The organism is Marinovum sp. E3 (genome assembly GCF_055755275.1).
The window spans coordinates 15,059-39,372 of the sequence record NZ_JBVTQV010000006.1; the positions used below are offsets into that span (position 1 = coordinate 15,059).

Genomic DNA, 24,314 nt, shown 5'->3' on the forward strand with positions numbered 1-24,314 from the left:
ATCCTCAGATGTGACGGGACAGGCCGCCCGAGACTTCGAGCTGTGCGCCGGTGATGTAGCTGGCCGCTCTGGACCCCAGAAAGGCGATGGCATGGGCGGCTTCCTCGGCCTCGCCCAGACGGCCGAGCGGAATGCCTTTCTTTTCGGCCAGGGCGCCGTACCATTCGGCCCGGCTGACCGACTGGTCCTCGCGTTCGGCAAACCGTCGGGTCCACTGGCCCGAGCCGATCAGCCCCAAGAGCACGGAGTTGACCCGCACCTCGGGCGCCAGTTCGACCGAAAGCGATTTCAGCAGGTTCTGCACCCCGGCCCGCGCCGAAGAGGTGCAGACCATATGCGGCTCGGGCTGGTAGGCGAGCAGCGAATTCACCGCGACAATCGCACCCCCAGCCTCGCGCAGCATCGGCAGGAAGACCCGCACCGGCAGCACCTGGCTGAACAGCTTCAGCTCATATTCCGCGCGCCAGTCGTCATCCGTGGTGTCCTCGAAGGTGGAAATCCGCCCCTGCCCGGCGTTGTTGACCAGCAGGTCGCAGCGGCCCCAGGTCTGATGCACCAGATCGGCAAACCCCTGCACGGCGTCCTTGTCGAGCACCGAAAACGCCTGTGTCAGCACGTTGTCGTCTCCGAAATCGCGCTTCAGCACGGCGGCCACCTCGTTCAGCCGGCTCTCGTTGCGGGCGCAAAAGGCAACCCGCGCGCCGCTTTCCAGCAGCAGCCGCACCGTGGCCAGGCCAATGCCAGAAGAGCCCCCGGTCACCACCGCGACGCATTTGTCGTAATCGTATCGCATCACGCGGCTCCTTTCGCCTTGGCGCGCAGTTCGGGAAAGCCCGGATCGGGCCGGCCCTGCATCACCGCGCGCTGCGCCGGGGTCGGCGGGCCGGCGGTCATCCACTGGTCCATCTTCTCGGGGTCGTCGCGCGGCCAGACCTGGGCCTCGTGGGTGGCCTCGTCGATCTGCTGCACCTCCGAGGTGAACTCGATCACGAAACCCGAGGGCGAGACGAAATAGGCAAAGGGATTGTCCCCCGGCCCGTGCCGCCCCGGCCCCCATGTGGGCACATGGCCCTTCTGCTTCATCCGGCCGATGCCGCGCATGAATTCGTCGAGCGAGGGCATTTCAAAGGCCACATGATTCACGCTGGCATAATTGCCGCGCACCAGCGCGATGGCGTGGTGATCGGTGTTGCAGCGCAGGAAAACCATCTGGTCGGCGGAATAATCCGACACCCGGAAGCCCAGAACCTCTTCGTAGAAGGCCTGCGTCGCCTCCATGTCGGGCGCGTTCAGCACCACATGGCTGACCTTGCGCGGCTTGGCCCATTCCGGTTTCTCGTCCAGCGTCCGGGCGTCGCAGCGGAACCGCAGCCGGCGGTTGTCGGGGTCCAGCACCTCGAAGCCATAGCCGCCCGCCCAATCGTCGAACGCCGAAGGCGTGCCCAGCACCGGCGCGCCCCGGGCCAGGCATTGCGCATGCAGCGCATCCATGCTGGCGCGGTCGGGCATGGCGAAATGGATGTACTCGATGCCAAACACCGGCCCGTCCTTCAGCCCGTAGAGGAACGCCTCCTCGCCGGTGCCGCGCAACAACGCCGTGCCCTCTTCGGCATGGGCCAGCTTCAGCCCCCACATGTCCTCGTAGAACGGCAATGTCTGGGTCAGCCCAGGGCCGCGCATCATGATGCCGCGAAGCGCCTCTGTGCGAATGGTCTCACTCATCTCGGTCTCCCTCTCCGGTCACACCACCGCCGCGGCGCCCTGGCGCAACGCAGCGGCAAAACGCGCCGGATCCTGTTGATAGAGCGCATGGCCGAGGCCCGGCAGCTCCGTGTATGTGCCGCGCGCCTTGGCGTGCAGCCTGTGGTGCACGCGGCGCGCCCCTTCGGGCGGCGTCACCTGATCCTTGCCGCCGACAATCACGTCGGTGGGCACCCAGAGCCTGTCGGCATCATCCAGAAGCCGCCCCGAGGCCAGCATCCGCGCCGCCTGGCCATAGCCCGGCATCGAGACCTGGCTCATCGCGGTCTGCACCAACGCCAGCGTCTCCGGGTTATCCTCGGGCCGGTACACCAGCCGCGGAGCGCGGGCCTTGGCGAAGTCTACCGCCCCCAGCCGCTCCAGATCGTCGATCCGCGCCTGTGCCTTGGCGCTCAGCACCTCGCCCGGCGCAACGCCGTGGCCGATGGCCGGCGCGGCCAGCGTCAGATGGGTCACCCGGTTGGCGCGACAGGCGACAAAGGACGCCGCGATCAGCGCCCCCAGCGAATGGCCGAGCAATGCGCATTGCGGCACCTTCACCCGGTCGAGAAACCCTTCCAGAGCCGCCGCGTAGTCCTGCGCCTGCGGCCAGACCTGGGTCAGCGGCTCGGACCCGCCATAACCCGGCGCGTTCCAGGCGATCACCCGGGCCGTCGCCGGCAGATGCGCCAGCAACGGCGTGAACGACGCGGCGTTCGATCCGATCCCGTGCAGCAGCACCAGCACCGGCCCGTTGCCGGGGCGTTCGAGGTAGGCGATGCCCTCGGAGGTATGCGCATCCCAGCTCATGCGAAAACGAACCCGTTGTTGACCGGCAGCACCTGCCCGGTGAGCGTCAGCGCGCCCTCCTCCACGAGAAAGGCCACCACGTCGGTGATGTCCTGCGGCGATTGTGCCCCGGGCACCGCACGGCCTTCGGAATACTGCCTGTGCCGCGCTTCGGGCACGTAATCGGTGCTTTCGGTGGTCAGGATGCCCGGCGCCACCGCCGTCACCCCGATGCGGTCCGGCCCCAGTTCCCGCGCCAACGACCGCGTCATCGCGATCACCGCGCCCTTGCTGGCGACATAGGACATCAGCCGCGGCGCCCCCCAGAGCGCCGTATCCGACGCCATGTTGACCACCCGGCCCGATCCCGAGGCTTTCAGCAGCGGCGCCATGGCCCGCACCATCAGCCAGGTGCCGCGCACATTGACCCGCTGCACCAGATCCCAGCTCTCCAGCTCGATCTCGTCGTAGGGAATGCCGCCGATGCCGGTGGCAATCGCGCCGTTGTTGATCAGCCCGTGCAGCTTGCCCGCCGTCAGCCGCGCAACCGCTTCGCCGCAGGCGCGGATCGAATCCGGATCGCCCAGATCGACCCGCACAAATGCCGCCCCGAGGCTGTCGGCCGTGGCCCGACCCTCCTCCTCGGCGATATCCGCGAGGATCAGGCGCGCGCCCTTGGCGGCAAGCGACCGGGCGATCACTTCACCCAGACCGCTCGCCGCGCCGGTGACGAGGATATGACGGCCATCGAGGCTCATTCCGCCGCCACCGCGGCCGATTTCAGCTCGGCCTCAATCTGCGCCTTGGCCGCCCGGGTCAGGATCTGCCGGATGCGGCTGACACCCAGATCATGCTGATAGAGCATCTCGCGCTTGCGCGCGTCGTCCGACATGCCTTCCAGCATCACCCGGTCCTGCTCGAGCACGTTCCAGTGATTGGTTTCCAGCACCGCGCGATACAGGAAACGCCAGCTCTCCCGCGCCGTGCCCTCGACCTGGCGCATCCGCCAGAAGAACACCCGGCAGGTGGTCTCATCCACCGGCGTGGTAAAGCCGATGATGCGGAACACGCCGCCCGGCCCGGCCGCCGGCGGATAGGGAATGTCGAGGAAACAGAACATCGAGCCGTCATGGATCTCGAACTCGGTCCAGTCGAAGTTCTCGCCGGTCTGGCCGACGCGCTCGATGCGGAAACCCTCGTCGGTCTTGTTGAGCTGCATCAGGTCCTGCTTGGAGCCATACGCCAAGGTAAAGCTCTCGGCATGCAGGTAGCAGCCGTGCATCGGATCGGCGAGGTTATCCAGCGCGTAACGATAGTTGGTTTCCCAGACCGAGGTGCAGAGAAAGCCGGTCCATGCGTCGCTGGTCATCTCCTTGGGCAGCACCAGCTCCGGCGGTTCGGGCCGGTCGGCCGAGGGCACATAGACAAAGACCGCGTCGTTGCTTTCCTGCACGGTGTAGGATTGCAGCGCCTTGCGGCCCTCGAGCGCGCATTCCGGCATCGCCGGCACCCGCTGCACCACGCCTTCGCCATCGACCACCACGCCGTGATAGCGACAGGCGACATGGCCGTCATGCACCTCGCCATAGGACAGCGGGGCGCCACGGTGCGGACAGAAGTCCTCGAGGCAGCGGATCTTGCCGGCGCCGTCGCGCCACAGCACGAGCTTCTGGCCCAGCAGCTTGGTGCCGAAGGGGCGCGCGCCCTTGATCTCGACCGATTTGGCCACCGGATACCATTGGCCGCGCAGGCCTTCGTTCACGCGCTTCTCGATCAGCGCTTTCTTGTCGACGACAGTCATTTGCGTTCTCCCTAATCTGGCTGGCCGCCGCCGCAGGGCGACCCGATGTCATGGCCCGGCGTCAGTGCTCGGCGCGGGGCAGGTAATGCAGCACGCGGGTCTCGATCTTGACCAGCGCGAAATAGAGCGCGTAGCCGATCACCGTCAGCAGCAGGATCGCGTTGAACACCATCGCCGCATTGGCCTGGCCGCCGCCGTAGGAGATCAGGAAACCCAGCCCGGTGTTGCCGCCCACCAGCTCGCCCACCGTCACGCCGATCACGGCCAGGGTGGAGGCGATGCGCAGACCGGCCATCAGGTTGGGCAGGGTCGAGGGCATCTCGACTTTCCAGAACACGCCCAGCCGGCCGAGGTTGTAGGCCCGGGCAAGGTTCACCAGGTCGCGGTCGACGGTGCGCATCGCCTGAAGCACATTGACCAGCACCGGGAAAAACACGATCAGCACGGTGACCAGCAGCTTGGGCATGGCGTTATAGCCGAACCACATGATGAACAGCGGCGCAAAGGCCACCTTGGGCGCGATCTGCAAGGCCAGGATATAGGGCGAAAGCACCTTCTCCCAGAATTCCGACATGCCCAGCAGATAGCCCAGAACCGCACCCAGCAGCGATCCGATGGCAAAGCCCAGCACGGTGTAGAGCGCGGTCGACAGGAAATGCCCCAGCAGCCCCTCGAAGGCCCACATCCGCGACAGTTCGGCCAGGCAATCGGTCAGCGTCGGAATGATGAACTTGGGCACATCCAGCGCCGGGGGCAGAAATTCCCAGGCCAGAAGCACGAGGACCAGCAGTCCGAGGCTTGCATAAAGCGGATTGGCAAGACGCATGGGGCGGGTTCCCTTGGAAGCGGGGGCCTTGGCGGCCGGGGCAGAGCGCCCGGCCACGGCCTGAGTTGTATCGGTCATTTGATGAACTCGTTGGTGTACAGCTCGTCGACCGGCACCGCGGTGCGCACCAGCCCGGCATCGACATAGAAATCCTGCACCGCCTTGATCCGTGCCGGATCAAAGCTGCCCAGCGGCTGGTTCTCGCCCTCGGGATAGATCAGCTCGGCGTAGGCCCGCAGGATCGCCTCGATCCCGGCGAGATTTTCGGAATGCTGCGGCACAAAGCTGACGTAATCCGCCGCCGCGGCCGCCGGATCGGCCGAGATGTCGCGCAGCCCGCGCAGCACCGCCTCGACAAACCCCTGCACCACCTCGGGGCGTTCCTCGATGGTGTCGTCCGAGGCGATGACCGCCTGGGCCATCGCCGGGAACACCGAATCGACCGGCATCTGATCCATCGCGACGCCGGCGGCCTCGATGGCGGCGATCCACTCGGGCACGCCCGACATGGCGTCAAGCTTGCCGGCGATGCTCAACTGGATGATGCCGCCGGGGCCCACCGCCTGGATATCGACATCAGTCTTGCTCAGCCCGGCCGAGGCCAGCACGCCGAGCAAGTTGTAATAGGTGGTGTCCTGGAACGACAGCACGCCGATCGACTTGCCCTTGAGGTCTTCGGGGCCGGAAATGCCGGCATCCTCGCGCCAGGCGAGCTGGGTCAGGCCGCGGCCGCCCAGCAGCGCGACGCCGCGGATCTCGAGGCCGTTGGCCCGCACGATGATCGGCGTGTCGCCGATCCCGCCGCCCAGATCGGCATTGCCAAGCGCGACCTGGGTCGCCACATCGGCGCCGCCCTTGCCCACCTGAAAGGTGACGTCGAGCCCGGCCTCCTCGAAATAGCCCTTGCCCTTGGCAAGCTGGAACGGCGCGAAAGCCGGAAGGAAATCCGGCGCCGGAAACAGATAGGTGACTTCTTCGGCCGCAGCGGCGGCACTGGCGGACAGCGCCAGGGCGGCGGCGGCGAAGGTGGAAAGAATGCGATGTTTCATGTTCGGGACTCCCTGTTCCGAGCGGCGCCTCAGGCGGCCTTTTCTTCGAGTTTCAGGTGTTTGAAGAGCTGAGCGGCATAGTCGGAAACCTCCGGCATGACGCGCCGCTCGATCGGCCGGTCGCGTTTCGGCAGGTCGACCTTGATTTCCGCCACCACGGTGCCGGGGCGTTCCGACAGCACCAGAATGCGGTCGGACATCAGCACCGCCTCCACCAGATCATGGGTGATCAGCAGCGTCGTCTTGCCGGTCTTGGCGATGGTGCCGGCAAAGGAATTCTGCAACAGCAGCTTGGTCTGCGCATCCAGCGCCGAGAACGGCTCGTCGAGCAGGATGATCTCGGGGTCGATGGCCAGCGTGCGGGCCAGCGCCGCGCGCTGCCGCATCCCGCCCGAAAGCTGATAGGGATAATGGCTGTCGAACCCGGCAAGCTGGCAGTGCTCCAGCTCCTTCATGGCGCGTGCGCGCCGTTCCGCCTTGGCCACGCCGCGCGCCTCCAGCCCGAACTCGATATTCGAGATGATCGAACGCCAGGGCAGCAGCAGATCCTTTTGCAGCATGAAACCGACATGCGCATTGGGGCCGGTCACCGCCGCATCCGAAACAAGCACCTCGCCGTCGCTCGGCTGATAGAGCCCGGCGGTCATCGACAGGATCGTCGATTTGCCGCAGCCCGAAGGCCCGACGACCGAGACGAACTCGCCCTCGTCGACCCGAAAGCTCACGTCGTTCACCGCGGTCAGCCGGTCGCCGGCATTGGTGGTGAACTTCTTGGTCACATTGCGGAACTCAAGCGCCATACCCGTGCTCCGCATATGCCGCGTCAAGCGCGGCGTTGATCGCCACCAGCTCATCGTGAACCAGATCGGCGGTCCAGTCGGTACGGCCCGAGACCGGCGCCGCAAAGCCGCGCTCGGTCAGGGCGGTGGCGACGGCGTCATACTCATGGCCCACCGCGTCATAGACCTCCATCAGGACCGTCGCGAAATCCGCCTCCTGCGGCTCCAGCTCCCGCCCCCGGCATTGATGCGCCAGCGCCGGGCGGCTGGTGTCCGCGGCCCGCTGTGCAAGTCTGTCCTTGAAAGCATCCATGACGTGGCTCCTCTCGGTTGCTTGATGTTTCGTCCGTCTTGCAGGTGTTCAAATATGAACAACTTGTTCACTATTGATGATAACTGAAGGCCACCCCGGTGAGTCAAGTGTTTTCGAAAAGTTTTTCCGGGGCAGGCGCGGTCAGGTCTTGAACCGTAGAAGTCAGGGCAAGCCGCTGATATCCAAAGGAAACCGGCGATGCCCCACAGGCCGCATCCTCCGTTTACGGGCAGGCAGGCGGCCTTCTCGGCCATGGCGGATCAGCCGCCATGGCCCGGGTGATCAGGTTTTGGGCGTTCAGGCGGCTTCGTAGACCACATCATCGCCCTTCGACGAACCGATCACGTGCCAGACCGTGGCCGCGCCGGCGCCATCGTTGCGAATCCAGTGCTTGCGGCCGGCCGGCGTCTTGACCAGATCGCGCGGCCCGAGCTCGACCTCGACGGTTTCGCCATTGTCTTCCCAGCCCACGGTCAGGCTACCTTCGAGCACCAGGAAGGCATCCTCGACATCGCGCACGAATCCCTTGATCCCCACACGCGACGGCACGCCCCACATCTCCTTGCGGCAGGTATCATGGCCCAGACCGCCCTCGCCGACATAGACCTTGCGGCTGAAGCCGGCGTCTTCCCAGATCGTCGGCTGGTCGACGTGGCGAATCACGTATTGCGCCATCAGCTTCTGCAACGGATGATCGCCGGCGGGATCGAACTTGATGGTCTCGCCCGGCTTGGCGCCAAACGCCCGGGCCAGCTCGGGCGCATGTTCCTTCGGGTGATAGTGATAGACCGGCGGCAGCGGCTTGCCGACATCGACCGAGATCGACATCAGCACCGGCTCCACCCCGTCGACGCGGAATCCATGGCCGATCTCGCGCGCGTTCAGGATCATGTCCTTCGGCCCGAGGTTGACCTCGCAGACCTCGCCGTCCCGCTCCCAGCCGACGATCAGCGCGCCATCGATGATCAGGAAACTCTCTTCGATTTCATGGCTGTGGCAGGCGGCGTATTTGCCCGGCTCCTTGTAGATCAGCGAGACGGTGAAATTGTCGGCCTTGAGCGTCGAGGTATCGCCCACCTTGGGCGAGCCCCCTGCCCCGACATAGCGCATCTGCGCCCGCGCCAGATCGGGGAAACCGGCGTTCGAGGGAAAGGCGTTCCAGTCGAATTCCTTGTCGGTGAAGCGCCCGGTATGGGCCTTGAGTTCCGCCGCGAGCGGCGAGGCGGTTGCGCGCATGTTCATGTCGGGTCCTCCGTGGTGGCTGTCGTGCAAAATTCGATGCAGAGATTTGTAGCCGGCACGCGTTTCACCTGATACATGGCGTTTCATGGATAAAACGGACACCGATGAAGACCGCTATCTGGTCCCCGGCCTGCTCCGCGGCTTCGCGGTGCTGGATGCCTTCACCTCCGAGCGTCAGGAACTGACGCTCAGCGATATCGCGCGCAGCCTGGGGCTCAGCCGGTCGGCCGCCTTCCGCACGGTCTATACCCTGGCGCATCTGGGCTTCCTGCTGCACGACGCGCGGCGGCAGACCTATGCGCTGGGGCCGGCGGTGCTGCGGCTGGGGCATGGATACATGGCCTCGCGCGAGTTGGTGCAGATCGCCCTGCCCGAGATCGAGGCGCTGCGGGACGAAACCGACTGGTCGACCCATCTTGGCGTGCGCGACGGCAAGAGCGTGCTTTACATGCTGCGGGTCGCCAGCCGCATGGGCATGGGCAGCATCGTGCATGTCGGCAGCCGGCTGCCGGCGGCGGCCACCACCATGGGCCGGGTGCTGCTGACCGATCTCGACGAAGCCTCGCTGATCGCGCTCTACCGGGATGAACATTACGATCATGCGCCCCGCGGGACGCCGCGCAACATGGCAACGCTGCTGGCGCAATGGCGCGCCGACCGCGCGCGCGATGTCGTGGTGCAGCTCGGCAGTTTCGAACGTGGCATGGCCTCGGTCGCCGCCCCGATCCGCGACATATCCGGCGGCATCGTCGGGGCGATCAACGCCACCCGCGCCTTCGATGCGCCCGCGCCGCCCGATCAGAGCGTGATCGATGCGGTCACATCCTGCGCCCGCGCGATCTCCCGCCATCTGGGCTGTGCCTGAGCGCCCCCCGGCCCGGCCGGGATTACCCGCGCCGCAGGGCTCGGCAAAAACGCCACAACGTCTCGGGTCTCTCACGCCGCCGCGTGACCCGGCCCACCATCCGGCGTAGTCTTTCGTGGTGGCCGCCCGGCAATGCCGCCGCGCGGCGCTTGTCCGGGCACACCGGGCAGGAAACCGCCCTGCCCTGCCCTCCCCGAAAATGTCCGATAAGCTTGCGCCATGGTTGCGAAAGCTTACCTTTCGGGTGCGCCTAGTCCGCGGCCTTGGCGTTGAAGACAAAGAGCGTCTCGCCGTCGATGGTGTAGCCATCGATCAGCCCCTTTGCGGTGTCGGACACCAGCCAGTTTTCCAGCTTCATCGCCAGGTCATGTTTCACATGGCCATGTTTCTCCGGGTTCACCGGAAGATAGGCATATTGGTTGAACAGCACCGCATCGCCGGAAAACAGCAGCGCCAGATCGCCCTTGTTGCCGAAATTCAGCCAGCTCGCCCGATCCGACATGATATAAGCGCCCATGCCGGCGGCGGTGTTCAGCGCCGCGCCCATGCCGGCGCCCACGGGTTTGTACCAATCGTGCAGCGTCGCCGGATCCTGCCCGGCGTCGTCCCAGAGGCTCAGCTCCTTCTTGTGGGTGCCGCTGTCATCCCCGCGCGAGACAAACGGCGCCTCGGCCGCGGCAATGCGTTGCAGCGCTTCGGTGGCGCTCGGCGCACCGGCGATATCGGCGGGGTCGCTCTCGGGCCCGATGAAGACAAAATCGTTGTACATGATCTCGCGCCGGTGGGTGCCGTTCCCTGCCGCGACAAATGTCTCTTCGGCGCCGCGCGAATGCACCAGGATGGCATCGACGTCACCCGCCTCGCCCAGCCGGATCGCCTGCCCCGTGCCAACCACCAGCAGCTGCACCTCGAGATCGAGGTCCGCCGCGATCCGCGGCAGCAACACATCCGCCAGCCCGGAATTATGGAACGACGTGGTAACGGCCATTTTCATCGTCTCGGCGGCCAGGGCGGCGCCGGAACACGCGATCAGCGCCAGCGACAGGATCAGATGTTTCATTCGACAATATCTCCGTTCAGAAAGGCCCGCGCCTGAGGCGTGGCGGGCTGGGTGAAAAATTCCGGTCCGGCGCCCCGGTCGTGCAGCCTGCCATGCAGCAGAAACAGCACCTCATCGGCCAGCCGCCGCGCCTGGCCCATATCGTGGGTCGAGAGGATCAGCCGCATGCCACCGGCCCGGGCCTCTTGCAGGATCTCCTCGATCTCGCGCATCGCCCGGCCATCGAGCGAGGCGCAGGGCTCGTCGAGAAACAGCAGCTTCGGCTCGGTGATCATCGCCCGCGCCAGCGCCAGCTTCTGCCGCTCGCCGCCGGATAGCACCGGCGCCTGTCGGGTCAGCATCGAGCCCAGCCCCACCCGCGCGGCCCAGCGCCGCGCGCGGTCTTCGGCCTCGCCGCGCGACATGCCGCGCATGCGCAGCGGGTAGATCAGGTTCTGCATCACCGTGCGCCGCAGCATCACCGGCTGCTGAAACACGAAACACTGGTGATGCCGCGCCTCTTCGGTGGTGCAATTCCAGCGAATCCGCCCGCCCCCCAGCCGCGCCGTGCCGTGCAACATACGCAGAAAGGTCGTCTTGCCGGCGCCGTTGGGGCCGATCACCACGGTTGTCCCGGCGCCGTCGAGTTCGAGATCGACCGGGCCGACCAGCGTCCTGCCGCGCCGCGTGGCTCGGGCCGCCTCGAGCCTGACCGGAAACAAGTCGCTCACCAGCGCCCCTCCCGCTCGGTCCGGCTGAGCGCATGGATCGCGAGATTGACCGCAATCGCCAAGGCGATCAGCACGAACCCCAAGGCCAGCGCCAGCGCGAAGTTGCCTTTCCCGGTCTCGAGCGCAATCGCGGTGGTCAGCACCCGCGTGGCATGATCGATATTGCCGCCGACGATCATGATCGCGCCCACCTCGCCGATGCCACGGCCAAACCCCGCCAGCGCGGCGGTCAGCAGCGCTCGGCGGCTGTCCCACAGCAGGGTGCGGATCTTCTGTCCCTGGGTGACGTTCATCGAGATCAGCAGATCGTGGTATTCCTGCCAGAGATCGCGGATCGACTGATGCGCGATCGAGGCAATCAGCGGCACGATTATGACGACCTGGGCGATCACCATGGCCGTCGGCGTGAACAGAAGCCCCAGCACGCCAAGCGGGCCCGAGCGCGACAGCAGCACATAGACCACCAGGCCCACAACCACCGGCGGCAGCCCCATCAACGCATTCAGCACCGCAATCACCGTGCGGCGAAACCTGAAGCGGCGCACCGCGAGCAAAGCCGCCAGGGGCAGGGCGATCAGGCTGGCAATGACCAGCGCCGAGAGCGTGACCTTGAGCGAGCGCAAGGCGATTTCCAGCAGTTCCGCATCAAGCGTCCCCACCAGCCAGGCCGCCTGCACCAGACCGCTCCAGATATCCACCATCCCCGGATGTCCCTCCCGTTTGGGGCAAACTGGCATTCCCCGCAGAGGGATGCCAGCCGGTTTCGACGACGGATCAGCGATTGGGTCAGACTGGCCGCACCGAGATCGCTCGCCCGGCGAAACTCGGTCAAATTGTCCGGCTGCAAAAAATTGCCCATGGGCAATTGTGCCGGGCGAGCCACGGGGTCCCGGCGCGAGGCAGGGACGGGGGACGGCGCGCCCCGGCCTCGCGCCGGGACCTCACCGTGCAAAAATTGCCCGTGGGCAATTTTCCGGGTCAGTGCGAGAAGCGATCTTTCAAGTAGGCGTCAAAAGCCGCCACAAGCTGCGGGCGCGACAGCGAATCCTCGAACTCCACCAGAACCTTACGCCCCTTGCGACGGACTTCGATGCCGGCCTCGCCAGATGAGCGCCGATAGATCTTGCCCGCGCGCGGCGGCTTCGGGGCGGCCGGCTTGCCGGCGTTGACCAGCCGCCGCATGACCGCCGCCCCATCGACAAAGGCCCCGCTGCCGCGCCGCGCCTGGGCCTGTTCGCGGGCGATGGTCCGGGCGGCATCGAGCACGCGTTCGGCGACCACGGCCTCCCCCAGAAGCGGCTTCAACTCGCGGGCGTTGCGCTCGCGGATGTCGCGCACCGAGGCAAAGGCGGCGACGATCTCTTCGGGCAGTTTCGCCAGTTGCAGGTAACGCGACAGCCAGGGTTGCGACACCTCGAGCCGCTCGGCCATCGCCTTCTGCTTGCCGCCGTAGTAGCGCTCCACGGCATCGGCATAATCGATCGCCCGCTCGTAATCCGAGATGTCCTCGCGGTCGCGGTTCTCGATATCGGCAAGACGAAAGGCCTCTTCATCCGACAGGTCACGCAGCTCGACGAGATATTTGAACTGGGTGTAATTGTTGGCCCGAAGCCAGCTCACCGCGAAATGCCGCCGGGCGCCGCAGATCACCTCGAAGTCGTAATCCGGATCGTCAGAGGTGCGCACGATGGCGGGAAATTCCTGCCGCCCCTGCGAGCGGATGCCATCGATCAGGTCGCGGCAATTGTCTTCGTTGAGCAGCGCATATTCGCGATTGTGTCGGTCCCACATGCGGCAGCGGGCGGGGTCGACCCAGCGCAGGGTCTTTTCCTCGAGCTCGCCCGAAAGCCGCTCGGAAATTGTGGTGGTGCGTTTGAGAAACCGCGCGCCGGCCCGGTCTTCTTCGGCCGGGGCGGGGGCGTCAAAGCCGCTGAGAACATCGTCGAAAATGGCATCATGCTTGCGGGTCATAGCAGTCCTTCCTTGCGCAGCTGCGCGTGATGGCTCGGCCAGGTCTTGCGGATCAGTATCTCGATCTCGCGGCCCACCGCATCGAGATAAGCGCGGCAGCGCTTGTGGGTCTCGGTGCGGGTGGCGGCGCCGGTCAGCTCGTAGACCGTCGAGAGATTGGCCGTCGCGTTGTCGATCTCGGCACTGTCCTTCTGCACAGAGAGAAGCATATCCATGGGAAAGACCGCATCCATCATCCGCTTGATGGCGACATGCGCCGATTTGGTGTCATTCATCTTGGTCGCAAGAATTTTAACAAATGCATAATCCCGCGCGCCTCCGGCCTCGGCCAGCTCGTTGAGCGTGGCGCCGAGCATCTTGAGGAAATGCGCGGTTGAGCCGAAATCGATGTTGTTGGGCGGCGCCGGGATCACCAGCGCCTCGGCCGCGCGCAGCACCGACAGCGAAAGCATGCCAAGCGCCGGCGGCGGATCAAGCAGGATGACATCAAAGCGGTCCTTGATGGTCTCGATACCGTGACGCAGCCGGTCGAGCACAAAGGATTTCTCGCGCGCCATGCGGGCGGCGAATTCATATTCGGCGTCATAGAGGCCCAAATTGGCGGGGATCAGCGCGATGTTCGGCCAATAGGTGGCGCGCAGCGCATAGCTCAGATCGGGCGGGCCGCCATGGCGAAAGAACGGGTAAAGCGTGTCCTCGTCTTCATCCACATCGACGTCGGGGTTCAACCCGAAAACCGAGGTGGTCGAAGCCTGGCTGTCGCAATCGATGACGCAGACGCGATAGCCCTTGAGCGCGAGATATTGCGCCAGGTGACAGACGGTGGTCGATTTGCCGACACCGCCCTTGAAGTTCTGAACCGCCAGCACCATCGCCGGATCGTCGGGCGCCCGATGCGGCAAGGTGCCGAAAAGCTGGCGCATGCGGTTCACATCGGTCAGGCTGTAGCCGGTGCGCCGCCCGGTCTCGGGGTCTTTCTCCGGCGCCGGCAGGCGGCCGTCGGCCTCGGCGTCGCGGATCGCCTTTTCGCTGCGTCCGACCATCTCGGCGGCGCGGCGCACGTTGAATTGCAGCTCGAGCCGCTTTTCGGTGCCGGGGGCATACAGGCGGTCGCGCAGGCGCGAGATGACGGTGGAGGCGCGCCCGGCAAGCTGGTCGAGCTCGCGCAGGGACACCGGGGGAAGGGCTGACTGCTCCATGTCCTACCTCTCAGGGGGGTGGTTTGACGCGAATCATGGACCCTGTGGCCAGCCGTCTCAAGTGCGAAATCCGGCAGCGGATGCCGAAAATAGCGGAAGTTGCGCGATTGCCCGCCAATGCCGCGAAAACACCGGAGAGGCCCCCAATTTCCGAACCTCGGGGCTTTTTCGCACCGTGCGGCACCCGAAAAGTAAGCTTGGCCGGGTCGCGGCTTCAAACGGTGTCCGGGCGGCAGGCAAAACCCCCAAAAATCCAAATTTAAAAAACCCTCTTGTTCTGGATTCAAGGATTCCTTGTTCGCGTCATCCAACGCATTGCCAAACCACGGGAATTCCGCCCAATTCTTACGTCCCGGGGCGGCATGGCTTACGCTTCGGGGTGTTTGTCCTTACGCATCGGGGCGGCTGGGCTTACGGATCGGGCAGGGCGGAAAACTTACCTTTCGGGTGCGCGCCACAGGGGCAAAAAAACCGTTGAAAAAAGCCTTGCGGGGCAGGGCATTGCGAATCGGGTGGCGCGAATCCCCGGCGCGAAAGCTTACCTTTCGGGTGATGGACGGGGGCGTCGGCTTTTGATATCTTACGCCCAAAGGCCTACAAAAGTAAGAGCAGTCAGGTAACGCACGTGGCCACAGGCAAACCTTATCGCACCATCGAGGCGCGGCCAAACGCCGAAAGCCTCGTCAAACCCGGCGAGCTGGTCGACCTTGTCGAGGTCACCCCGCTGACGCTGGCGGACCGCCGGATCTACAACCAGCTGCTGGAAAACGCCTGGGATGCCATCGACAAGCCGGTGACCCATGTGATCGCCAAGGCCGATTTGCGCGGTTCGCACAATTCCAACGACCGGGTCGGCGAGAGCATCGAGCGGCTGATGTCCTCGATCGTCAAGGTCCGCGTCACCCGTGACGGCGAAGAGGCGATCGAGCGGGTGCAGCTTCTGGGTGGCAATATCGAGACCACGCGGCGCGACGGGCTGCTGGAATACGAGATCCCGCAGCGGCTGCGGCGGATCATCAAGGACAGCACCGTCTTTGCCCGCCTGCAACGCGAGGTGATGTTCGCGCTGTCGTCGAAATATGCGCTGACGCTTTACGAGATGATCCAGAAACGCGGCAATCTGCGCTATCGCTCGTCGGAACGCTTCAGCCTCGAGGATCTGCGCGGCATTCTCGGCGTCGCGAAGGGCAAGCTCACCTCCTGGTCGAACCTCAAGCTGCGGGCGATCGAGCCGGCGATGGCCGAGGTCAATGCGCTGAGCGACTACGTGGTCGAGATCGAGCCGGTCAAGACCGGCCGGCGGGTGACCCATGTCGAGCTGCGCTGGTGGCGCAAGGACAGCGGCACCTCGGCCCAGGCGGAACGCGAGCTGAGCTTTTCCAAGGTGGGCCGCAAGGCGCGGATGGCCGGCACCGAAGAGCGGCTGGTGCCGGAACCCCGGCCGCGGCCGGCCTGGCTGGAAAGCCGCGGCACCGCCCTGCGCAGCGAAACCTACGAGACTGCGCGGCTGCGCCACCCGGGGTATGACATCTATCACGTCGAGGGCGAATGGCGCGACTGGAGCCGGGGCAGAGAGCCCGCACGCGATCCCGACCGGGCGTTTCTGGCGTTCTTTCGGACCTATGCGGAGAAAAACCCGATCTGAGTTTGCGCGCCCCGTCGGCCGCCGATAGTCTGGCCGGCGGGAGGGTCTCTTGATGCAATCGGTTCGCCTGCGCCTGCTGATCCTGGCGCTTGCCCCCCTGATCCTGCTGATGCCGCTGCTCCTGCTGCTCGGCATGACCCGCTGGACAGCGGATTACGACAAGGTGCTGATCGCCAATGTCGAAAGCGACCTGCGGATTGCCGAGCAATATCTCAACCGGCTGATGACCGGCACCGGCGAAGAGCTGCACGGGCTGGCCGGCTCGGTCGAATTCGCCGAAGTGCTGGCCGAGGGCGATCCGGCGGCGTATTTCCGGCAAAAGCAGGCCGAACTGGGCCTCGATTTCCTGTATTACCTGCCGGCCGAGGCCGCCGGCGCGCAGGCCGACCGCTGGCCGGTGATCGCCGCCGGGCTCAGCCGCCCCGACACCCGGATCGATATCTTTCCCGCCGGGGCGCTGCCGGCGCCGCTGGCCGCACAGGCCCGCATCCCGCTGATCGAGACCGAGGCCGCGGTGCCCACCGACCGCGAGGTCGAGGATCGCGGCATGGTGGTGCATTCCGCCAGCCCGGTGCGCCTGCCCGGACATGACGGCGTGCTGGTGGGGGGCATCCTGTTGAACCGCAACCTGGATTTCATCGATTCGATCAACGCGCTGGTCTATCTCAACGCCGTCACCGGCGGCGAGCGGCAGGGCACGGCGACACTGTTCCTTGATGACGTGCGGGTCAGCACCAACGTGCGGCTGTTCGAGGATGTGCGGGCGCTTGGCACCCGGGTCTCGGCGGCGGTGCGCGGCCAGGTTCTGGGCCAGGGCAAGACCTGGCTCGACCGCGCCTTCGTGGTCAACGACTGGTATATTTCGGCGTATATGCCGCTGACCGACAGTTTCGGCGACCGTGTGGGCATGCTCTATGTCGGCTTTCTCGAGGCGCCGTTCACCGCCGCCAAGCGGCAGGCCTTCCTGTGGATGCTGGCGGCGTTCTTTGCGGTTCTGGTGCTCTCGGCGCCGGTGTTTCTCTGGATGGCCGGCGGAATCTTTGCGCCGCTGGAGCGGATGACACAGACCATGGCCCGGGTCGGACGCGGCGACCTTTCGGCGCGGATCGGGCGGATGAAGCGGCGCGACGAGATTGCCGCCGTCGCCGGCCATCTCGACGATCTGCTCGACCAGGTGCAGGACCGCGACCGCAAGCTGCGCGCCTGGGCCGATGAGCTGAACACCCGCGTCGAGGAACGCACCGCCGAGCTGCGTGCGGCCAACGCCAAGCTGGAAGAAACCTACCGGCAGTTGGTGATGAGCGAAAAGCTGGCCTCGATCGGCGAGATCACCGCCGGCGTGGCGCATGAGATCAACAATCCGGTGGCGGTGATCCAGGGCAATCTCGACGTGATGCGCGAGGCCTTGCAGGAGCGCGCCGCCCCGGTCGCGACCGAGCTCAACCTGATCGACGCCCAGGTCGGGCGCATTCAGGCGATTGTCGGCAAGCTGCTGAAATTCGCCGCCCCCGGCGAGATCGAGGAAATGGGCGGCCAGGTCGATCTTGCCCCGGTGCTCGGCGATTGCCTGGTTCTGGTGGAGCATGTGATCGACAAGGCCGGTGTCCGGGTCGAAACCCGGCTGGACGACGTGCCGCCGGTGCGCATCGCCCCCGGCGAGATGCAGCAGGTGGTCGTCAACCTGATCATCAACGCGGTGCAGGCCATGGGCCAGGGCGGCCGGCTCGCGCTTCTCCTGACCGAAGCGCGCCGCAACGGCCGCCGCGGCACCGCGCTCAAGGTACGTGACAGCGGCCCCGGGGTGCCCGACGCGATGCTGAGCGCGGTTTTCGATCCGTTTTTCACCACCAAGCGGGGCGAGGGCACCGGCCTTGGCCTGTCGATCTCGCAGACGTTGATCCAGCGCGCCGGCGGGCTGATCTCGGTGCGCAACCGCAAGGCTGGCGGCGCCGAGTTCACCGTCTGGCTGCCGGCGGCCGAAGAGGAGATGGCGGCGGAATGACAAAATTGCCCATGGGCAATTTCCCCGTCACGCGCAGGCCTTTGCGGCGATAATCGACATATTTTCAATGCCTTGCGCCTTCAACGTCAAGCCCGCGCGCCAGGCGCGCAGCCCCGAGGCGCAGCACAGGACCAGCCGTTGCCCGGGGGCGGGGGTCAGCCCGGGAACCTCTTCCATGGGCAGCCGCAGCGCCTCTGGCGTGATCGGGCAGGGGGCTTCGGCGGCGTCACGCAGCTCGATCACCAGATCGTCCGGGCGCAGCATCGCGGGCGCCAGAAAGGGCCAGGGGCGCGCCGGTTCGGGGCTGCCGAGAAAGGTGAAACCGCCAAAGCGCATCGTGGCCAGATCGACCGAGACCACCCGGCCCAGCGGCGCGCCGGTGCCGAGCAGAAGCTGCAAGGCCAGCTGCGCCTGCAAGCTGCCGATCATGCCGACCGCCGGGCCGAGGACGCCGGCGGTGGCGCAGGTGGCGCCCGAGGTTGGCAGATCGGGAAAAACCGCGCGCAGCGACGGCGCGCCACCGCAGAATCCACCGGCATAACCCGACTGGCCCAGCGCGCTGGCCGAGATCAGCGGCGTGCCGGCGGCGAGGCAGGCGTCGGACAAGATGTAAGACACCGCGAAACTGTCGGCGGCATCGATCACCAGATCGGCCGCCTGCACCAGACCGGGGGCAAGGCCGGGCCCCAGCGGCGCCACATGGGCGCGCAGCCGTACCTCGGGGTTGAAGCCGCGCAAGGCTTCGGCGGCGGCCTCCGCCTTGGGGCGGCCAAGGTCCGCCATGCGGTAGAGCGGCTGGCGGTGCAGGTTGCTTTCCTCGACATGGTCGGGATCAAAGAGCGTGATCCGCCCGACACCGGCACCGGCGAGATATTGCAGCACCGGACAGCCCAGCCCGCCGGCGCCGATCACAACGACATGCGCCTGGCGCAGCCGCTCCTGGCCGGCGGCGCCGACCTCGGGCAGGATCTCCTGACGGGCATAGCGGGTCATTGGCAGACCTTCAGCCAGTCGCGCACTCGCGCCTCGGGGTCTTCGGCCTGCTGCACATCGGTCACCACGGCGAGGCTGTCGGCGCCGGCCGCCAGAACCCCGGGCGCGCGCTCGGGCGTCAGCCCGCCGATGGCCACCAGCGGCACCTGGCCGGTACGGCGTTTCCAGGCGGTCACCCGGTCAAGGCCCTGCGGCGCCCATTTCATCTTTTTCAGCAATGTCGGATAGACCGGGCCAAGCGCCACATAGGCCGGATCGAGCGAGAGGGCACGCTCCAGTTCCGCGTCGTCATGGGTCGACAGGCCAAAGCGCACCCCGGCGCGGCGCAGGGCGGCGAAATCGGCGGTCTCCATGTCCTCCTGCCCGAGATGCACGAAGGAACAGTTCAGATCGAGCGCCGCCTGCCAGTAATCGTTGACCACCAGCTGCGCGCCATGCACGGCGCAGATGTCGCGGGCGCGGGCGATCTGGCGGCGGATCTCTGCCTCGGGCTGGTCCTTGATGCGCAGCTGCACCAGTTGCACCCCCTGCGGCACCAAGAGTTCCAGCCGGGCGACATGGCCCACGATCAGATAGAACCGCTGCATCACGCCAGCTCCGCCAGGCCGAGCACCGGGGTCGAGGGCACCGCCAGGTCGCGGCGGTCCATCGGGTCGGCGTCAAAGCCCGCGCGCCCGGCCTCGACGGCCAGCGCCATGGCGCGTGCCATCCCGGCGGGGTCGCCGGCCTGGGCCACGGCGGTGTTCAGCAGCACCGCATCCATGCCGAGCTCCATCGCCTGCGCCGCGTCGGAGGGCCGGCCGATGCCGGCGTCGACCACCAGCGGCACGCCGGGGAAATGCGCCCGCATGGCGCGCAAGGCATCGGGGTTGCGCAGCCCCTGGCCCGAGCCGATCGGCGCGCCCCAGGGCATCAGCAGCTCGCAGCCGGCATCAAGCAGCCGTTCGCCGACCACCAGATCATCGGTGGTATAGGGAAACACCTTGAACCCCTCCGAGGTGAGGATCCGCGCCGCCTCGACCAGCGCAAAGACATCCGGTTGCAGGGTATCGGCATGGCCGATCACCTCGAGCTTGAGCCAGTCGGTGGCAAAGACCTCGCGCGCCATATGGGCGGTGGTCACCGCCTCCTTGACGGTGTGGCAGCCGGCGGTGTTGGGCAGGATGCGGACACCGGTCTCGCGCAGGGTGCGCCAAAAGCCCTCGCCGGCGCCATCGGCAGTTTCGCGGCGCAGCGAGACGGTGACAAGGCCGGTGCCGCTGGCGCGGATCGCGTCCTGCAACACGGCGGGCGAGGGGTATTGCGCGGTGCCGAGCAGTAGCCGCGAGGCGATTGTCTCTCCGTAGATCCGCATCTCAGCCTCCCTGCATCGGGGCCAGCACTTCCAGCCGGTCGCCGTGTTGCAAGGCGGTCGCGGCGCGGCTGTCGCGCGGCACGAAATCGCCGTTCAGCGCGGTGGCGACGGCGGGGCTGTCAAAGCCCAGCTCGGCCAGCGCCTCGGACAGGGTGAGGCCCGAGACCTCACGCGGTTCTGCGTTCACCAGTATCTTCATGTCCAGTCTCCGGGATCAGTGTGTCGGCCAGCCGTTGCGCCATGGCGGGGGCCAGCAGGAAGCCGTGGCGATAAAGGCCGTTGAGGTGCCAGATGCCCTCCTGACAGGTCAGGCGCGGCAGGTTGTCGGGGAAAGCCGGGCGCAGCCCGGCGCCGCTGCGGATCACCGCCGCCTCGGCGAAGCCGGGATGCAGGGCAAAGGCGGCGGAAAACAGCTCTGTCAGCGCGCGCAGGGTGGCGGGCCGGTCCGACGAGCTTTCCACCATGGTGGCGCCGATCATATAGGTGCCGCCGCCGCGCGGCACGAGATAGAGCGGGATGCGCGGGTGCAACAGCCGCAGGGTGCGGGTGATCGACACCTCGGGGCAATGCAGCACCGCCATTTCGCCGCGCACCGGGCGCAGATCGGGCAGGGGGGCCGCCATGCCGGTGCAATCGATGTCGATCTGCCGGGGGGCGTCGGTGCCATGGCGGATCTCGCCGCCATGGGCCGCGATCCCCCGCGCCAGATCTTGCAGCGCCCGGGAAGGGTCGAGATGCGCCTCCTGCGCGAAATGCAGCCCCTGCGAGAAGCGCCCGGCAAGGTCGGGCTCGAGCGCGGTGATCGCCGCGTCATCCACCGGCCGATGCGCCTCGGTCCGCCGGGCGAACCGCGAGATCTCGGCCCGGTCGCGCGGCGGTGCCAGCACCAGCGTGCCGCGCCGCGTCACCTCTGTCACCTGCGCCCACCAATCGGCGGCGCCCCGGCCCAGGGTCACCACCTCGGGCTCGGCCGTGGCGGCCTCGCACCAGGGCGCCAGCATGCCGCCGGCAAAGCGCGCCACGCTGGCGGTGCCGAGGGTGGGCGCGCGCTCATAGAGCACCACCCGCGCCCCCCGGCGCGCCAGCTCATAGCCGCAGACGAGGCCTGCGAGCCCCGCCCCGGCAATGCGGAGCGTGGTCATTCCGCCGGTTCCGCCTTTTTCGCGGGCACATACAGCTCGCCGCCCTCGCGGAACTTGGCGGCCATCGCTTCCATGCCCTCTTTCTGCGCCTCGGCGCGGATGTCGTGCGAAATCCGCATCGAGCAGAACTTCGGCCCGCACATCGAGCAGAAATGCGCCACCTTGTGCGCCTCTTTCGGCAGGGTCTGGTCGTGGAAGTCGCGCGCGGTTTCCGGGTCGAGCGCCAGGTTGAACTGGTCTTCCCAGCGGAACTCGAAGCGGGCGCGCGACAGCGCGTCGTCGCGCCGCTGCGCGCCGGGCATGCCCTTGGCCAGATCGGCGGCATGGGCCGCGATCTTGTAGGTGATCACCCCGGTTTTCACGTCGTCGCGGTCGGGCAGGCCAAGGTGTTCCTTGGGCGTCACGTAGCAGAGCATGGCGCAGCCGAACCAGCCGATCATCGCGGCACCAATGCCGCTGGTGATGTGGTCATAGCCCGGCGCGATGTCGGTGGTGAGCGGCCCGAGGGTATAGAACGGCGCCTCGTGGCAGCACTCGAGCTGCTTGTCCATGTTCTCCTTGATCTTGTGCATGGCGACGTGGCCGGGGCCTTCGATCATCACCTGGCAGTCCTTGGCCCAGGCGATCTTGGTCAGCTCGCCCAGGGTCTCCAGCTCGGCAAACTGCGCCTCGTCATTGGCATCGGCGATCGAGCCGGGGCGCAGACCGTCGCCCAGCGAAAAGCTGACGTCGTACTGGCGGCAGATGTCGCAGATCTCGTCGAAATGCTCGTAGAGGAAGCTTTCCTTGTGGTGGTGCAGGCACCATTTCGCCATGATCGAGCCCCCGCGCGAGACGATGCCGGTGACGCGTTTGGCGGTCATCGGGACCATGTGCAGCCGGACGCCGGCGTGGATGGTGAAGTAATCCACCCCCTGCTCGGCCTGTTCGATCAGCGTGTCGCGGAACACCTCCCAGGTCAGGTCTTCGGCGATGCCGTTGACCTTTTCCAGCGCCTGATAGATCGGCACCGTGCCGATCGGGACCGGGCTGTTGCGGATGATCCATTCGCGGGTGTTGTGGATGTTGCGGCCGGTCGAGAGGTCCATCACCGTGTCGGCGCCCCAGCGGATCGACCAGACCAGCTTGTCGACTTCCTCTTCCATCGAAGAGGTCACGGCCGAGGTGCCCATGTTGGCGTTGATCTTGACCAGGAAGTTGCGGCCGATGATCATCGGTTCGCTTTCCGGGTGGTTGATGTTGACCGGGATGATGGCGCGGCCGGCGGCGATCTCGTCGCGGACGAACTCGGGCGTCACGTGGTCGGGCAGGTTGGCGCCCCAATCCTCGCCGTCGCGTGGGCCCACCGCTTCGCGCAGCTGGTTCTCGCGGATGGCGACGAATTCCATCTCGGGCGTGACGATGCCGGCGCGGGCATAGGCGAGCTGGGTGACGGCGCCCTTGCCGCGCAGCGGGCGCGGGCGCACCGGGAACTCCGGCGTCAGCCGGTCACCCTGCACAAAGCCGTTGTCTTCGGGCTTGACCTCGCGGCCGTCGTATTCCTCGACATCGCCGCGCGCCTCGATCCAGGCGCGGCGCAGCGGCGCCAGGCCCTTGGCAATGTCGATCTGCGCGTCGGGGTCGGTATAGGGGCCGGAGCTGTCATAGACCGGCAGCGGCGGCTCGCCGGCGGTGGGATGCACCGAGATCTCGCGCATCGGCACGCGGATCTCGGGGTGCAGCACGCCCGGCACGTGGATCTTGCGCGATGCGGGCAGGGGGCCGGTGGTGATGGTGGGGTTTGGCACGTTCATTGTGGCGCTCCTCAAGCTCAAGTCTCAAAAAGACACCAGATGATCCGGGAGAGGAGGCGGCGGCGCGGGGCCGACTTGTCAGGGAGCCGGGGGAACCCCCCATGATGCGCCCTCAGCTTCCTACGCCAGTGTCAACTGGGTCAGGTTCAAAGGGTCGCGTCACCGGGCCAAAGCCCTGTCTGCCTCTCAGTCCCCTCGGCGGGACTCCCCTGCGTGGGTTGACGTATAGGCATGCCGGCGCCGCCGTGCAACCCATTCCTTGGCCTGTGTCGTCCGGTGCGGTGCCGCGCGCTCTCGAAAGCCTTGGGGCGGCTAACCTTTTGCGCCCTGCGCTCGACATCCGGGTCGCCGAAATCTCGCCGGGAAACCGCTACTGCTTCTTTGGTAATCAACTTTAGGAGTGAGTGACGTGTTTGTGACAAGGCGACTGCTACCCCTCGTTCTCTTGGCCTGCCCGACCCCGATGCTGGCGGATGCGCTGTTCAGCGCCGCAGGCGCCAGCCGGATGGAGATCTTGCAGGCACAATCGGCGGTGATCGACCGACGTGTCGGCGTGACGTCGACCCGCAGCGATGTGGCGCCCGCGCCGCCGCCGGTGGGTGCCTCGGCGGTGATTGCCACTGCCGGCAGCCTGCAACTGGCCCGGATCAAGGTCAGGCCACGGGGCAAACATGTCGGGGCCTATCTGGACGAGGCCAAGCGCCAGGCTTCGGCCTTTCGCATTCCCGAAGAGCTCTTTCTGGCGCTGATCCAGCAGGAATCGGGCTGGAACAGCAAGGCGCGGTCGCATGTCGGCGCCATCGGGCTGACGCAGCTGATGCCGGGCACGGCGCGCGAGCTGAAGGTCAATCCGCATGATCCGGTGCAGAACCTGCGCGGCGGGGCCAAGTACCTGCGCGCGCAATATGACCGCTTCGGCGACTGGCGGCTGGCGCTGGCGGCTTATAATGCCGGGCCGGGGGCGGTGCGCAAATACGGTGGCGTGCCGCCGTTCCGCGAGACCCGCAACTACGTCAAACGTATCCTCGGTCAGTGACCGGG

General features: G+C 66.6%; 25 protein-coding genes. 4 read left to right on the forward strand and 21 right to left on the reverse strand.

Translation table 11 applies throughout. From position 1 onward, the window contains the following. Nucleotides 1–4: 4 nt before the first annotated feature. The 10 genes from AC0J5K_RS21520 to AC0J5K_RS21565 all read right to left on the reverse strand — a co-directional run bounded on the left by AC0J5K_RS21520 (nucleotide 5) and on the right by AC0J5K_RS21565 (nucleotide 8,539). Complete coding sequence (locus AC0J5K_RS21520; protein ID WP_274563762.1) at nucleotides 5–793, reverse strand: SDR family oxidoreductase; 789 nt, start codon at nucleotides 791–793, stop codon at nucleotides 5–7. Further along, nucleotides 793–1,722, reverse strand: coding sequence for a VOC family protein (locus AC0J5K_RS21525; protein WP_074838005.1), 930 nt, complete (start codon nucleotides 1,720–1,722; stop codon nucleotides 793–795). The genes AC0J5K_RS21520 and AC0J5K_RS21525 overlap by 1 nt, the downstream gene beginning before the upstream one ends. Nucleotides 1,723–1,740: 18 nt before the next feature. Then, nucleotides 1,741–2,550: an alpha/beta fold hydrolase gene (locus tag AC0J5K_RS21530; RefSeq protein WP_074838004.1), complete on the reverse strand. Its 810-nt coding sequence runs from the start codon at nucleotides 2,548–2,550 to the stop codon at nucleotides 1,741–1,743. Beyond that, nucleotides 2,547–3,287, reverse strand: coding sequence for an SDR family oxidoreductase (locus AC0J5K_RS21535; protein ID WP_074838002.1), 741 nt, complete (start codon nucleotides 3,285–3,287; stop codon nucleotides 2,547–2,549). The genes AC0J5K_RS21530 and AC0J5K_RS21535 overlap by 4 nt, the downstream gene beginning before the upstream one ends. Continuing rightward, on the reverse strand, nucleotides 3,284–4,330 hold the full coding sequence (locus tag AC0J5K_RS21540) for an aromatic ring-hydroxylating oxygenase subunit alpha (RefSeq protein WP_074838000.1): 1,047 nt from the start codon (nucleotides 4,328–4,330) through the stop codon (nucleotides 3,284–3,286). Before AC0J5K_RS21540 ends, AC0J5K_RS21535 begins: the two co-directional genes overlap by 4 nt. A gap of 61 nt (nucleotides 4,331–4,391) precedes the next feature. Beyond that, a complete protein-coding gene (locus tag AC0J5K_RS21545) occupies nucleotides 4,392–5,156 on the reverse strand; it encodes an ABC transporter permease (protein ID WP_048535622.1) in 765 nt (254 codons plus the stop codon). A gap of 74 nt (nucleotides 5,157–5,230) precedes the next feature. Next, nucleotides 5,231–6,205 (reverse strand): ABC transporter substrate-binding protein, encoded by a 975-nt coding sequence (locus AC0J5K_RS21550; RefSeq protein WP_074837998.1) that lies wholly within the window; start codon nucleotides 6,203–6,205, stop codon nucleotides 5,231–5,233. Between the two features lie 29 nt (nucleotides 6,206–6,234). Then, nucleotides 6,235–7,005 (reverse strand): ABC transporter ATP-binding protein, encoded by a 771-nt coding sequence (locus AC0J5K_RS21555; protein ID WP_053083418.1) that lies wholly within the window; start codon nucleotides 7,003–7,005, stop codon nucleotides 6,235–6,237. Then, nucleotides 6,995–7,297: a recombinase-like helix-turn-helix domain-containing protein gene (locus AC0J5K_RS21560; RefSeq protein ID WP_048535627.1), complete on the reverse strand. Its 303-nt coding sequence runs from the start codon at nucleotides 7,295–7,297 to the stop codon at nucleotides 6,995–6,997. Before AC0J5K_RS21560 ends, AC0J5K_RS21555 begins: the two co-directional genes overlap by 11 nt. 297 nt (nucleotides 7,298–7,594) lie before the next feature. Beyond that, nucleotides 7,595–8,539: a cupin domain-containing protein gene (locus AC0J5K_RS21565; protein WP_048535628.1), complete on the reverse strand. Its 945-nt coding sequence runs from the start codon at nucleotides 8,537–8,539 to the stop codon at nucleotides 7,595–7,597. A gap of 85 nt (nucleotides 8,540–8,624) precedes the next feature. Here AC0J5K_RS21565 and AC0J5K_RS21570 point away from each other — a divergent pair, with 85 nt between their 5' ends. Continuing rightward, the gene (locus tag AC0J5K_RS21570; protein WP_274563743.1) at nucleotides 8,625–9,404 is read left to right on the forward strand and encodes an IclR family transcriptional regulator; all 780 of its coding nucleotides are present in this window, start codon (nucleotides 8,625–8,627) and stop codon (nucleotides 9,402–9,404) included. 250 nt (nucleotides 9,405–9,654) lie between these two features. Here AC0J5K_RS21570 and AC0J5K_RS21575 read toward each other — a convergent pair whose 3' ends face one another. The 5 genes from AC0J5K_RS21575 to AC0J5K_RS21595 form a co-directional block, all read right to left on the reverse strand. After that, nucleotides 9,655–10,464, reverse strand: a complete 810-nt coding sequence (locus AC0J5K_RS21575; protein WP_274563741.1) for an ABC transporter substrate-binding protein — start codon at nucleotides 10,462–10,464, stop codon at nucleotides 9,655–9,657. Beyond that, nucleotides 10,461–11,174, reverse strand: coding sequence for an energy-coupling factor ABC transporter ATP-binding protein (locus AC0J5K_RS21580; protein WP_274563739.1), 714 nt, complete (start codon nucleotides 11,172–11,174; stop codon nucleotides 10,461–10,463). Before AC0J5K_RS21580 ends, AC0J5K_RS21575 begins: the two co-directional genes overlap by 4 nt. Continuing rightward, nucleotides 11,171–11,875, reverse strand: coding sequence for an ABC transporter permease (locus tag AC0J5K_RS21585; RefSeq protein ID WP_048535635.1), 705 nt, complete (start codon nucleotides 11,873–11,875; stop codon nucleotides 11,171–11,173). The genes AC0J5K_RS21580 and AC0J5K_RS21585 overlap by 4 nt, the downstream gene beginning before the upstream one ends. 277 nt (nucleotides 11,876–12,152) lie before the next feature. Beyond that, entirely contained in the window at nucleotides 12,153–13,145 is a 993-nt protein-coding gene (locus AC0J5K_RS21590; protein WP_274563735.1) for a ParB/RepB/Spo0J family partition protein, read from the reverse strand. Next, nucleotides 13,142–14,344 (reverse strand): AAA family ATPase, encoded by a 1,203-nt coding sequence (locus AC0J5K_RS21595; protein ID WP_074837985.1) that lies wholly within the window; start codon nucleotides 14,342–14,344, stop codon nucleotides 13,142–13,144. Before AC0J5K_RS21595 ends, AC0J5K_RS21590 begins: the two co-directional genes overlap by 4 nt. 625 nt (nucleotides 14,345–14,969) lie before the next feature. Here AC0J5K_RS21595 and AC0J5K_RS21600 point away from each other — a divergent pair. Both AC0J5K_RS21600 and AC0J5K_RS21605 read left to right on the forward strand, forming a co-directional pair. Continuing rightward, complete coding sequence (locus AC0J5K_RS21600) at nucleotides 14,970–15,989, forward strand: replication initiation protein (RefSeq protein ID WP_048535638.1); 1,020 nt, start codon at nucleotides 14,970–14,972, stop codon at nucleotides 15,987–15,989. Between the two features lie 52 nt (nucleotides 15,990–16,041). Next, nucleotides 16,042–17,991, forward strand: a complete 1,950-nt coding sequence (locus tag AC0J5K_RS21605; RefSeq protein ID WP_048535639.1) for a sensor histidine kinase — start codon at nucleotides 16,042–16,044, stop codon at nucleotides 17,989–17,991. 27 nt (nucleotides 17,992–18,018) lie between these two features. Here the strand turns inward: AC0J5K_RS21605 and AC0J5K_RS21610 are convergent, their stop codons facing one another. The 6 genes from AC0J5K_RS21610 to thiC are packed head-to-tail and all read right to left on the reverse strand — an operon-like array spanning nucleotide 18,019 to nucleotide 23,273. Beyond that, a complete protein-coding gene (locus tag AC0J5K_RS21610) occupies nucleotides 18,019–18,984 on the reverse strand; it encodes a HesA/MoeB/ThiF family protein (RefSeq protein WP_274563728.1) in 966 nt (321 codons plus the stop codon). Further along, nucleotides 18,981–19,571 carry a thiamine phosphate synthase gene (locus tag AC0J5K_RS21615; RefSeq protein ID WP_274563726.1) on the reverse strand — a complete coding sequence of 197 codons (591 nt, stop codon included), beginning with the start codon at nucleotides 19,569–19,571 and terminating at the stop codon, nucleotides 18,981–18,983. The genes AC0J5K_RS21610 and AC0J5K_RS21615 overlap by 4 nt, the downstream gene beginning before the upstream one ends. Further along, the gene (locus AC0J5K_RS21620) at nucleotides 19,571–20,338 is read right to left on the reverse strand and encodes a thiazole synthase (protein ID WP_274563724.1); all 768 of its coding nucleotides are present in this window, start codon (nucleotides 20,336–20,338) and stop codon (nucleotides 19,571–19,573) included. Before AC0J5K_RS21620 ends, AC0J5K_RS21615 begins: the two co-directional genes overlap by 1 nt. A 1-nt stretch (nucleotide 20,339) precedes the next feature. Next, the gene (gene thiS, locus AC0J5K_RS21625; protein WP_048535645.1) at nucleotides 20,340–20,537 is read right to left on the reverse strand and encodes a sulfur carrier protein ThiS; all 198 of its coding nucleotides are present in this window, start codon (nucleotides 20,535–20,537) and stop codon (nucleotides 20,340–20,342) included. Beyond that, nucleotides 20,506–21,480, reverse strand: coding sequence for an FAD-dependent oxidoreductase (locus tag AC0J5K_RS21630; RefSeq protein ID WP_274563721.1), 975 nt, complete (start codon nucleotides 21,478–21,480; stop codon nucleotides 20,506–20,508). Before AC0J5K_RS21630 ends, thiS begins: the two co-directional genes overlap by 32 nt. Further along, complete coding sequence (gene thiC / locus AC0J5K_RS21635) at nucleotides 21,477–23,273, reverse strand: phosphomethylpyrimidine synthase ThiC (RefSeq protein ID WP_274563719.1); 1,797 nt, start codon at nucleotides 23,271–23,273, stop codon at nucleotides 21,477–21,479. Before thiC ends, AC0J5K_RS21630 begins: the two co-directional genes overlap by 4 nt. A gap of 409 nt (nucleotides 23,274–23,682) precedes the next feature. Here thiC and AC0J5K_RS21640 point away from each other — a divergent pair, with 409 nt between their 5' ends. After that, nucleotides 23,683–24,309: a lytic transglycosylase domain-containing protein gene (locus AC0J5K_RS21640; RefSeq protein ID WP_244526548.1), complete on the forward strand. Its 627-nt coding sequence runs from the start codon at nucleotides 23,683–23,685 to the stop codon at nucleotides 24,307–24,309. The last annotated feature ends 5 nt before the right edge of the window (nucleotides 24,310–24,314 follow it).

Bases quoted from the DNA above. Each gene is read 5' to 3' on its own strand.
- AC0J5K_RS21520 (WP_274563762.1), bottom strand. From the start codon at position 793: ATGCGATACGATTACGACAAATGCGTCGCGGTGGTGACCGGGGGCTCT.
- AC0J5K_RS21525 (WP_074838005.1), bottom strand. From the start codon at position 1,722: ATGAGTGAGACCATTCGCACAGAGGCGCTTCGCGGCATCATGATGCGC.
- AC0J5K_RS21530 (WP_074838004.1), bottom strand. From the start codon at position 2,550: ATGAGCTGGGATGCGCATACCTCCGAGGGCATCGCCTACCTCGAACGC.
- AC0J5K_RS21535 (WP_074838002.1), bottom strand. From the start codon at position 3,287: ATGAGCCTCGATGGCCGTCATATCCTCGTCACCGGCGCGGCGAGCGGT.
- AC0J5K_RS21540 (WP_074838000.1), bottom strand. From the start codon at position 4,330: ATGACTGTCGTCGACAAGAAAGCGCTGATCGAGAAGCGCGTGAACGAA.
- AC0J5K_RS21545 (WP_048535622.1), bottom strand. From the start codon at position 5,156: ATGCGTCTTGCCAATCCGCTTTATGCAAGCCTCGGACTGCTGGTCCTC.
- AC0J5K_RS21550 (WP_074837998.1), bottom strand. From the start codon at position 6,205: ATGAAACATCGCATTCTTTCCACCTTCGCCGCCGCCGCCCTGGCGCTG.
- AC0J5K_RS21555 (WP_053083418.1), bottom strand. From the start codon at position 7,005: ATGGCGCTTGAGTTCCGCAATGTGACCAAGAAGTTCACCACCAATGCC.
- AC0J5K_RS21560 (WP_048535627.1), bottom strand. From the start codon at position 7,297: ATGGATGCTTTCAAGGACAGACTTGCACAGCGGGCCGCGGACACCAGC.
- AC0J5K_RS21565 (WP_048535628.1), bottom strand. From the start codon at position 8,539: ATGAACATGCGCGCAACCGCCTCGCCGCTCGCGGCGGAACTCAAGGCC.
- AC0J5K_RS21570 (WP_274563743.1), top strand. From the start codon at position 8,625: ATGGATAAAACGGACACCGATGAAGACCGCTATCTGGTCCCCGGCCTG.
- AC0J5K_RS21575 (WP_274563741.1), bottom strand. From the start codon at position 10,464: ATGAAACATCTGATCCTGTCGCTGGCGCTGATCGCGTGTTCCGGCGCC.
- AC0J5K_RS21585 (WP_048535635.1), bottom strand. From the start codon at position 11,875: ATGGTGGATATCTGGAGCGGTCTGGTGCAGGCGGCCTGGCTGGTGGGG.
- AC0J5K_RS21590 (WP_274563735.1), bottom strand. From the start codon at position 13,145: ATGACCCGCAAGCATGATGCCATTTTCGACGATGTTCTCAGCGGCTTT.
- AC0J5K_RS21595 (WP_074837985.1), bottom strand. From the start codon at position 14,344: ATGGAGCAGTCAGCCCTTCCCCCGGTGTCCCTGCGCGAGCTCGACCAG.
- AC0J5K_RS21605 (WP_048535639.1), top strand. From the start codon at position 16,042: ATGCAATCGGTTCGCCTGCGCCTGCTGATCCTGGCGCTTGCCCCCCTG.
- AC0J5K_RS21610 (WP_274563728.1), bottom strand. From the start codon at position 18,984: ATGACCCGCTATGCCCGTCAGGAGATCCTGCCCGAGGTCGGCGCCGCC.
- AC0J5K_RS21615 (WP_274563726.1), bottom strand. From the start codon at position 19,571: ATGCAGCGGTTCTATCTGATCGTGGGCCATGTCGCCCGGCTGGAACTC.
- AC0J5K_RS21620 (WP_274563724.1), bottom strand. From the start codon at position 20,338: ATGCGGATCTACGGAGAGACAATCGCCTCGCGGCTACTGCTCGGCACC.
- thiS (WP_048535645.1), bottom strand. From the start codon at position 20,537: ATGAAGATACTGGTGAACGCAGAACCGCGTGAGGTCTCGGGCCTCACC.
- AC0J5K_RS21630 (WP_274563721.1), bottom strand. From the start codon at position 21,480: ATGACCACGCTCCGCATTGCCGGGGCGGGGCTCGCAGGCCTCGTCTGC.
- thiC (WP_274563719.1), bottom strand. From the start codon at position 23,273: ATGAACGTGCCAAACCCCACCATCACCACCGGCCCCCTGCCCGCATCG.